The following is a 9,731-nucleotide window of genomic DNA, read 5'->3' as shown; positions in this document are numbered from 1 at the left end:
ATCCCGGTCGACGCCGCGTTCCTCGAGCTCGCGGAGCCGGCGATCGACGAGGCCTTCGCGGGGCTCGAACCCGTCGCGTCGCAGGTCACCGTCGTCCACTGCTCGCTGTTCGCCGCGAGCCACGTCAAGAACGACGTTCCCCTGGCGATCGAACAGGCCCGGGCCGAACGCGACCTCGAGATCGCCAACGGCGCGCATCTGGGGGTTCACCCCGCGATTCTGGATCTGCTGGACGACCGCGCCGACGAAGTCGAGCGCGAGTTGGGCGTCGACCGCGAGGAGGAGGACGTCGCCGTCGTCGTCTGCGGCCGCGGCTCGAGCGATCCGGACGCCAACGGCGACGTGCACAAGCTCGCACGGTTGCTCTACGAGGGTCGCGAGTTCGACCGCGTCGAGGCTTCGTTCATCGGCGTCACGGAGCCGACGCTCGAGGAGAGCCTCCACGGACTCTCGAAGCACCGGCCCGACGCGGTCGTCGTCCTTCCGTACATGCTCGGCGACGGCGTCCTCACCCAGCGAGTCCGGGACTGGACGGCCGACTTCGACGACGAGTATCCGTACGTCGACGCGCTCGCTGGCGACCCGCTCGGGACCGATTCACGACTGCTCGACGTCTTCGCCGACCGCTGGGAGGAGGCGCGGTCGGGGAGCGTCGAGATGTCCTGTGACACGTGCAAGTACAAGGTCGATCTCGAGGGCTACGAGGAGGACGTCGGCGGCGCTCGAGCCATGCTGCGCGCGCTGGCTCATCAGGAGGCCCACGCCGACCGCGAGGACGTCGACGACGAACCGCACAGCCACGACGCGCCCGAAAAGCACGTCGCGGTCTGTACCAACCAGACCTGTGCCAAGATGGGATCGCCGGCGGTCCTCGAGCGCCTGCGCCAGGAAGTCCGGGATTCAGCGCACTGCGACGCCCGTATCACCCGCTCCTCGTGTCTCGGACGCTGCGGCGACGGGCCGATGGTCGCGGTGTATCCGGATGGGATCTGGTACGGCGACGTCGAAGACGACGACGCCGAACGGATCGTCGGCGATCATCTGGATCGAGATCGGATCGTCAGCGACCTCGTCGACCAAACGTTGTGATCGAAATGGTTTTGATGGAACATATCATACAAAGTGACAGTAATGGCCGGCGATCACCGACCGAAAGTACTCGCGCTGGGATACGTTCCCCTCGTCGCGTTCGCCGCATTTATCGCGGTTCCGGACGCGACGATGGTACTCAACCTGCTGGTGCTGCCGGCGTATCTCGCCGTCGTCGCGTACGCGCTGCGAGACGGCACGCTCCCGGAACTCGGCTGGGGAATCGCCGCGCTGTACGCGTACGGCATCATCGTCTCGTTCGGCTTCTCGGCCGTTCAGGAGCCGCTCCTGGATGCCGAACTGTACGGAGACGTGCTGCTCGCCATCGCAGTACTCTCCATCGCCGTTCTGGTCGGTACGTATCTGACGGCCCGACGTCGCGAAGACGTCGGCGAACCGCTGTTCGCCCGGTGAGCGCGCCGACCGAATCGCCTCCTCTGACGTCTTCTCACGACGGAGTCGCACCGAAATCGATCGACTACAAAGCGAGAATCCACTACTGACACGCATGAGCTGCTACGAAATCGAAGCGCTACGACTCGGACTGATGACCGTCCTCGGCGTCGGGGACGACAGCACCCGCGATCACGCGGAGAACGAACTCGAGGGCCACCTTGAGGGCCCCATACAGGGCCTCGCCGAAGCGGACAGCCTCGCCGAAGTCGAGCGCCACCTCGACGCTGCGCTGGTCGACTTAGAGGAGGAGGTCGCGTCGATGGACAGCGACGACCCCGAATACGACTACACGCGCGGGCGACTGCTGGCGGTCCGCGACGCCGAGCGAGCGGTCCAGCGGCTGAGCGCGCAGGGTGAAAGTATCGTAGACGGGCTGGGCGATGCCCACGACACGCTCCACGAGACGTTCCCGGTCGAGGAGTGACGATGAGCGAAACTGTACCCGAAGCCGAACGTACGGTGGAGTTCCGCGGTGTTCCGCTCGGCCAGATCGAGACGGCCCGAAGCCGCCACATGTGGACCCGATCTGCGGTCCACGTTGCGGAGGACGGAGACCTCGTCGTCACGGGGACGTGGGATGGAACCGTCACCGCCCGCGATGTTGACTCGCTCGAGGCGCGGTGGTCCGTCGATCATCCGGACCACGCGGTCGGGATCGCGTCGCTCGAGGGCGATGGGGACGAAACCGACGGAGACGAGACCGACGAGACGATCATCGTCGCCGGACGCGGCGAAACGGGAACGATCGCAGCCTATGACGCCGGGACGGGCGACCGGCGCTGGCGGTACGACACCGCTGACGACGTCGGCGAGGCGGTCAAGGACACTGTCTTCTACCTGCCGTACGTGGTCGCGCTCGAGACCGGAACCGACGCCGACGGCAACGAGCGGCTGTACGCCGCCGCGCGACGCTACGAGCGCGACGGCGAAACTCGACGGTGGCACAGTACCGTCTACGCGTTCGACGCCGACGGCTCGGTCCGCTGGACGTACGAGACCGACGCCTCGCCGATCGCGCTCGATCTCGATGCGGCCGGCGAACGGCTCGCGGTCGGTTACAATCGGTGCATGGGCGAGCACGACACCGGACTGGTGGTCCTCGAGGCGGGGTCGGGCGACCTCGAGTGGACCTGGGACCCCGGAACGGACGGCGACCGGCGCGTCGGCGACGTTTCCGTCGACGGGGACTCGATCGCCGTCTCGAGTCACGGCGACAAACGCGGCTACCTGCTCGGTCCCGGCGGTGCCGAGCGCTGGCACGTCGACCTCGCCGTCGAGACCGAGATCGATAGCGAGACGCTGTACGCGTACCCGAATCACGCCTACGCGAGCGACGGTCGAGTGGCGTTCGTGACCGGCAACACGTACGCGGTCGAGAGCCGCGAAACCGAGAGCCGACACCCGAACGAACACCGCGTCGCCGCGTTCGACGCCGACGGGGACCTCGTCTGGGACGACGAGGTCCGCGGCTTCGTTCACGGGCTGGCCGCCACTGGTGGGCGGCTCGTTGCCCCCTGTGCACAGAACTTCCGCGTCCGCGACCCGGATACCCACGCTGTTCGCTGGTTCGACCTCGAGTCCGGCGCGGGCGGTTACGAGCGCCTCGCTGGGAACGCCACGGCGGCGGCCGTCGATAGCGGAACGGTCGCAGCCGTCGAGGAGCCGGTCGAGTACCACGACGAGGGCGAGACGCGCGGCGAGTACGCGCTTCGCGTCGGCTCGCTCGAGTAACGCGGTCGATCGGTTCGGTCGCCCGCAGGATGTTCTGCCGCAGCCCGTCGGATAGTCGCATACGCAAGGCCAACCCCCACAACGCTCTCTCTCGTCTATGTTTCCGTATAATGACCGAGGATTTCGCATCCGACGGCGCCGAAGAACGTTCGGATCCCGACGGAGCCGAACATGCCTCGAGCCGTCACGACGAAGCCGAGTTGCCGGGCGGACCACGCCGTGTGCTGCCCGACGGTGGGCAGGCGGAGATGGAAGAGTCCGACGCCGAACAAGACGACGACTCGAGCGAGGCGGACGCTGAATCGGAACCTGAAGCGGGTGACGAGGGGGGCGAAGATGAAGGCGCAGCGTCCGAGTCGGAAGACGAATCCGAAGACGCGGAGACGGAGTCCGAAGATGCGAAAGAAGCTGAAGACGAAGGGGAATCCGAGGACGAGCCAGAGACGAAAGGCGAGTCGGCGGAAGAACCGGAGATCGAAGCCGAAAGCGACGGCGAGCAGGATGCGGGCGGTGACGAGGGCGAGGCGGACGAAGACGAGTACCACGTCGAGGGTGCCGACGAGGTCTACCAGGGCGACGACGCGTCTGGCGTCCTCCACCTCGACCTCGACGGGCTGTTCCTCGATCTGCTCGGACTCGAGGTCAATCTGGATCCGGTGACGCTGGACGTTTCGGCGCGACCGGGCGAGAACAACCTGCTCGGCAATCTGCTGTCGGCGGTGTCGGGGCTGCTGGACGGCCCCGGCGCGATGATCGACACGGCGAAATCGCTGTTGAGCAAGCCGATCGAGTTCGTCAAGAGCCTGCTGAACAAGCCCGTCGAAAAGCTCACGGGGCTCTTCGGCGGGGGCGAGGAAGCGGGCGAGGCGGACGCCGAAGAGGAAGAAGCGTCCGAAAGCGAAGACGAGTCCCCCGGTCCGCTTTCGTCGGCGGTACAGCGTCTGAAGGACGGGGTCATGGGAGCGGCGAGCTGGGTGAGAGAGAAGCTGGCCGGGCTCGTTCCGAGCGTCCCCACCGAGGAGCTCGTCTCGGCGATCGTTAGCGCGGTGCTCGAACAGCTACTCGAGCAACTCGAGCCGGATCGGGACGAAGAGAGCGGCGGACAGTCGGAGTCATCACAGGCGGAGGCGACATCATGAGCGACGAGTCACTCACACAGCGGGTCGATACCGAGAAGATAACCGAGAACATCGACGTCGACGAACTGGTCGAGGGGACCGAGTGGGAAGACGAGATCGACGGGGACAAACCGCTCGGAGAGGCGCTGGGCGGACAGATCGGCGCGATCATCGGCCGGGCGATCGGCGAATCACTCGGGCGGACGATCGGGAACATGGTCGTCGACGAACTCCTCAGTTCCGGCGAGAAAGCGGATGAAACGGACGAGGAGTCCGACGACGAAAGCGCCGACGACGGCGAGGAAGACGATGAAGCGGATAAAGAATCTGACGACGAAAGCGCCGAGGATAGCGAGGAGGCAGACGAAGCGGACGACGCGGACGAAGAAGGTGCGGAAGAGAGTGACGACGAGAGCAGCGAGAACGAATCCGAGGACGATGCCGACGAGAGCGAGGAATCGGCGGACGACGAATCAGCGCAGACGGCCGAAGCCGAGGACTAAGACCGTGATTCAGGGAATGCACTCGCTCCGCAGGCCGACTCGAGGTGGTCACTGTGAGTAACGAATCGGGACTGAAGAGTATGGTTGCCGATGAGGTCAGCAATCAGCTCGACGTCGCTGATATGCTCGGTGACGGGAGTCTCGAGGACAACATCGACGGCGGGGAAGTCGGCGCTGCGGTCGGTCGCCAGTTCGGCGAACGGTTCGGGCGCGAAGTCGGCGCGGCCATCGGTCGGGAGATCCACGAAACGATCGCCGCGGGCGTCGATGAAGGAAAGGAACTCGACGAGATCCGAACGGATCTCTCGACGGCGATTCGGGACGCCCTCCGCGAGTCGGTCGCGAACGTGGAGGGCCGCGACTCGCTCGAGTCGATGGCCACGGGCGTGACCGACGGCAGCAGTCTCGAGGGACTCCTCGACGGCGTTGGAAGCGACGAGAGCGACGACACCGACGAGACCGACGAGAACGAATCCGAGAGCGAGGAGCAAGCGGAATCCGAGGACGAAGAGCAGACGGACGAAACGGACACACAGGAGGACGACAGCACTGAAAGCGAGGGAACGAGCACCACGGAGTCAGTCAAAGAGGCCGCCGATACGGCCAAAGAATCGGCCGAAGAAGCTGCTAGCAAAGCCAAAGAGACGGTCGGCGGAGGGAGCGAGGACGGCGAAGAGACGGGCGACGAAGCTGACGAATCGGCTGACGAAGCTGACGAGACGGCTGACGAAAGCGAAGAATCGACCGACGAAGCCGAACCGTCCGAAGCGGGTGAGGATGAGCCGTCCGCGGAGGATCTCGAGGATCTCCGGACGGACACGCTCGAGGACTTCCTCGGCGTGATGTCCTACAGCGATCTGCAGTCGGTCGCGAAGGACGTCGGCGTGAAGGCGAACCTCAGCCGAGAGGAGATGACCGACGAGATCATCGAGGCGGTCACAGATGAGGGGTCGGACTCCGACCCGGACGAGGAATCGGAAGCGGAAGCTGAAGCCGAGTGACGGCTACCGTGGACGAGACGATCGACTGCACTCCGTCGCTCCCGATCCGACGACCGCACACGACACGGCGGTGCTATCTGAAAGCCAGAGATGAGCGACTCACAACTCCACGATCGAGTGCACGAGGTACTGAACGAGGCCGACGCGTTCAGCGGATCGATCGTTTCCAGCAGCGATTCGGGTAGCGAGGATGACTCGAGCGACGAGCGCGAATCGGCCGAGCGGGACCTCCTCGAGACCGCCCGGGAGGCGAGCGACCTCCTCGAGTCGGCCGACCCAGCCGAACTGCTCGCGGCGGTCGGACTGGACACGCTCGAAGACGGCTCCGAACCGGATTCGATCCCGGAGGCCATCGCTCGCGGCGAGCAGGAGAATCTCGAGGATCTCCGGCGGTTGCTCCACCTCGCAAAACTCGCCGACCGGGCCGACGACGGTAGCTTTGAAGGGGCTGTCGGTGATCTTCGAGAGACGATGAGCGAACGGGCCGAATCCGGTGCCGACGAAGAGGCGGAGACGGAGGAGAACAACGTCGACGAGGACACACCGGACGACGAGTCGACGGCTTCCGAGGACGAGGCGGTCGAGTCGGAAGCGGACGAGACGGCTGACGATCTCGGAGACCGCCTCCGGTCGTCGATGCAATCTTCGTTCGAGCAGTTCGGCGACGACGTCCAGCAACTCAAAGAGCGACTCGAGTCGGCGAGCGCCGGAAGCGCCGATACCGATACCGCAGGCGACGCCCAGGACGCCGACGTTGAGACCGCTGACGAAGCCACAGCCGAAGAAGCAACAGACGAAGAAGAAACAGCCGACGATACAGCGGACGAGGAGGACGCTGACGGGGACGACGAGGGACTTCTGGGATCGGGACTCGGCGGCGACGAGGATCGCGGAACGGCGTCGGGCGGACCCAGCCGCCACTCCACGATGGCACCGCCACCGTCCAAACGGGCGGATATGCGCACGACGACGCGGCACTCGACGATGCCGGACAAGCACGGATAGCGCGGATCGATTCCGGCTCCGGCCTCGAGATGTTGAGGACGAGAGCGCCGGGAACAGAAACGCTTCCGCTGAAGGCGTATCCAGTTATTCGTGTACGGCCCGCATATCACGAGACACAGCAGCGAGACCCAGCTCCGCCACTGGCTGGACGACACGGCCATCCGAAACGTGACTCCCCGCACCGACGAGGACACCGAATTCAATTTCCAGGTCAAGCTCTCGCAGCTGCCGGTCCACGTCGTCACGGAGTCCGAGTTCGGCCCGGTTCGGACCGTCGGCCGGTGCGGGTTCGACACCGAGCGGGCTCGAAACCTGCTCCACGACGATCAGCGACGGAACGAGTTGCTCGAGTACGTCGGGCCGATGCTGGCGGCGACGCCCGGATTTTACACGTTCCTCGACGAGGACGGCGTCTCCTGTCAGCTGTGCGAGGCGGAGAGGATGCAAGTGGAGTATCGGATCTATTCCGACGGTGTCCCAGCAGGCGCTGATGGCTGAGATCATGTCGATCGCGACGAGCATGCGCTCCGTCCGGAACGTCGTGGTAGCGCTGGCGCAGTCCGACTAGTTTTGACCGAGCGTCGATTGGGTCGATCGTCTCACTGTAACCGGATACAGTTACGGTTCCACTCGCATCGAGTCCGAGAGCGGTCTCGGTAACCGCTGTCGGATCCCTTGAGCGGTACGTTTATCACACTGTGATCCATCGTTGTTCCCGATATGGAATATCGACGACGAGAGCTACTCGGGGCGAGTGCAGCGGGGATCGCCGCTGCCGTTGGCGGCTGTCTCGGACTCGGGGACGACCAGAGCGAGGGATCGATCGCCGGCGAGGAACTCGCGCTCGCGACGACGACGAGCACGGAAGCGACGGGACTGCTCGATGAACTCAACGCGGCGTTCGAGGAACGGTTCGGGACGCGAGTCGCGGCCAACGCCCAGGGAACGGGGCAAGCCATTGAGTCCGCTCGTAACGGGAACGCCGACGTTATTCTGGTTCACGCCCGCTCGCGCGAAGACGAGTTTATGCAGGAGGGATACGGCGTCAACCGACGTGACCTGATGTTCAACGACTTCGTGATCGTGGGCCCGAGCGACGATCCGGCGGGCGCGAGCGACGCCGAGGGTGCGGTGGCCGCCTTCGACGCTATCGCGAGCGCGGAAGCGGCGTTCGTCTCCCGCGGGGACGAGTCCGGGACACACACCAAAGAGCTGGTTATCTGGGAGGAAGCCGGCATCGAGCCCGGCGGCGAGTGGTATCAGGAACTCGGTCAGGGAATGGGCGAAACGCTGACCCACGCGAACGAGGCGGGAGCCTACACGCTCGCCGATCGGGGCACGTACCTCTCGCGAGACGACATCGACCTCGAGATCCTGGTTCAGGGTCCGATCGAGGGCGGGCCGGAGCTGCTCGCGAACCCCTACGGGATCATGGCGGTCAACCCCGAGATCCACTCGAACGTGAACTATCAGCTCGCGATAGCATACATCGGCTTCGTGACGAGTCCCGACGGACAGGAGGTCATCGAGGACTTCACCGCGAACGGCGAACAGCTGTTCTATCCCGAGGCCCTGTCGGAGAATCCGAACTTCCAGCAGTACGTGCCGGAGGGATGGCAGCCCGACTCGTCGGACGAGTGAGTTCCAGCCTGCCCATCTGCCCGGTCCATTTCACTCCCAATGCCATTCGACGCGCTCTCCGATCCGACCTATCTCCGGAGCATTATTCGGATATCGCTGACGGTCAGTCTGACCGCAATCGTGCTGAGCACCGTCGTGAGCCTCCCGATCGCCTTCGCCGTCGGCTTCGCGGACTTCCGCGGAAAGCGGTTCGTCACCGCCGTCATCAACACCGGGATGGGGTTTCCGAGCGTCGTCGTCGGACTCCTCGTCTGGTACGTTCTCTCGAATCAGGGACCCCTGGGAACGCTGAATCTTATCTATACGCCGGAGGCGATGATCATCTCGCAACTCGTACTCGCCGCGCCGGTCATCACCGGCGTCGCGCTCTCCGCGGTCGAGAGCGTCGACGAGGCCGTCCGGGACGCTGCCTACGGCGTCGGGGGGACTCGAGCCGACGTCGCACTGGTCACCCTCAAGGAAGCGCGGTACGGCGTCATCACCGGGATCCTGGCCGGCTTCGGCCGCGCGATCAGCGAGGTCGGTTCCGTCCTGATCGTCGGTGGCAACATCGCCTACGCCGACGGGACCTCGAAGACCCGGACGCTGACCACGGCGATCCAGTTCGAAGTGCGAAAGGGGGAGTTCGAAACAGCGCTGATACTCGGCGCGGTGTTGCTCGTCCTCGTCTTGCTCGTCAACGGGATCGTCCTGCGGCTCGGAGGTCGATAATGATTCGAGCGACTGCAATGGAGGTCGATCGGCGATGAACCTCGAGCTCGAGCACGCGTCCTACGGCGTCGACGACACGGACATTCTGGAAGATGTCTCGCTAACTCTCAGGTCCGGCGAGATCGTGACGGTGATCGGCCCCTCGGGGGCCGGCAAGACGACGCTGTTGCGGCTGGCCGCGCTGTTCGAGCGACCGACCGACGGTGTCGTCCGTTGCGACGGGACGGATCCGTGGTCGCTGTCGCGAGACGATCGACTCGAGTGCCGGCGGCGAATCGGCATGGTCTTCCAGCAGGCGAGCCTGTTCGAGACCTCGGTGGCGCGCAACGTCGATATCGGCCGGCGGGTTCGCCGGTCGTGGTTGCACCGCGTCCAGGAATTCGTCCGACGACTCGCGGACCGGTGGATCCGGAGCCGGCCGACTGTCGACGACCGGACGCTCGAGGCGCTCGAGCTGGTCGGCCTCCGCGACGCGT

12 protein-coding genes are annotated in these 9,731 nt (G+C 65.2%); all 12 read left to right on the top strand.

Features of this window, described 5'->3' with window-relative positions:
* A partial coding sequence (locus tag PGX04_RS03450) for a CbiX/SirB N-terminal domain-containing protein (protein WP_273737235.1) occupies positions 1-1,089 on the top strand: 1,089 nt, incomplete at its 5' end.
* Between the two features lie 42 nt (positions 1,090-1,131).
* Positions 1,132-1,503 carry a hypothetical protein gene (locus PGX04_RS03445; RefSeq protein WP_273737234.1) on the top strand — a complete coding sequence of 124 codons (372 nt, stop codon included), beginning with the start codon at positions 1,132-1,134 and terminating at the stop codon, positions 1,501-1,503.
* 94 nt (positions 1,504-1,597) lie between these two features.
* A complete protein-coding gene (locus PGX04_RS03440) occupies positions 1,598-1,969 on the top strand; it encodes a DUF3209 family protein (protein ID WP_273737233.1) in 372 nt (123 codons plus the stop codon).
* A 2-nt stretch (positions 1,970-1,971) separates the two neighbouring features.
* A complete protein-coding gene (locus PGX04_RS03435) occupies positions 1,972-3,276 on the top strand; it encodes an outer membrane protein assembly factor BamB family protein (RefSeq protein WP_273737232.1) in 1,305 nt (434 codons plus the stop codon).
* Between the two features lie 110 nt (positions 3,277-3,386).
* The gene (locus PGX04_RS03430; RefSeq protein WP_273737231.1) at positions 3,387-4,415 is read left to right on the top strand and encodes a hypothetical protein; all 1,029 of its coding nucleotides are present in this window, start codon (positions 3,387-3,389) and stop codon (positions 4,413-4,415) included.
* Positions 4,412-4,897, top strand: a complete 486-nt coding sequence (locus PGX04_RS03425) for a hypothetical protein (protein WP_273737230.1) — start codon at positions 4,412-4,414, stop codon at positions 4,895-4,897. The genes PGX04_RS03430 and PGX04_RS03425 overlap by 4 nt, the downstream gene beginning before the upstream one ends.
* A gap of 44 nt (positions 4,898-4,941) precedes the next feature.
* Positions 4,942-5,898, top strand: coding sequence for a hypothetical protein (locus tag PGX04_RS03420; protein WP_273737229.1), 957 nt, complete (start codon positions 4,942-4,944; stop codon positions 5,896-5,898).
* Positions 5,899-5,988: 90 nt separating this feature from the next.
* Positions 5,989-6,903: a hypothetical protein gene (locus PGX04_RS03415; RefSeq protein ID WP_273737228.1), complete on the top strand. Its 915-nt coding sequence runs from the start codon at positions 5,989-5,991 to the stop codon at positions 6,901-6,903.
* A gap of 90 nt (positions 6,904-6,993) precedes the next feature.
* On the top strand, positions 6,994-7,401 hold the full coding sequence (locus tag PGX04_RS03410) for a hypothetical protein (protein WP_273737227.1): 408 nt from the start codon (positions 6,994-6,996) through the stop codon (positions 7,399-7,401).
* A gap of 222 nt (positions 7,402-7,623) precedes the next feature.
* On the top strand, positions 7,624-8,544 hold the full coding sequence (locus PGX04_RS03405) for an ABC transporter substrate-binding protein (RefSeq protein WP_273737226.1): 921 nt from the start codon (positions 7,624-7,626) through the stop codon (positions 8,542-8,544).
* Positions 8,545-8,583: 39 nt separating this feature from the next.
* Positions 8,584-9,255, top strand: coding sequence for an ABC transporter permease (locus tag PGX04_RS03400; protein ID WP_273737225.1), 672 nt, complete (start codon positions 8,584-8,586; stop codon positions 9,253-9,255).
* 34 nt (positions 9,256-9,289) lie between these two features.
* The coding region (locus PGX04_RS03395; RefSeq protein ID WP_273737224.1) for an ATP-binding cassette domain-containing protein at positions 9,290-9,731 on the top strand (442 nt) is incomplete at its 3' end.

The organism is Natrinema soli, from assembly GCF_028618695.1.
Note: the sequence above shows the minus strand (reverse complement) of the source record. Positions and strands in the feature narration are given on the sequence as shown.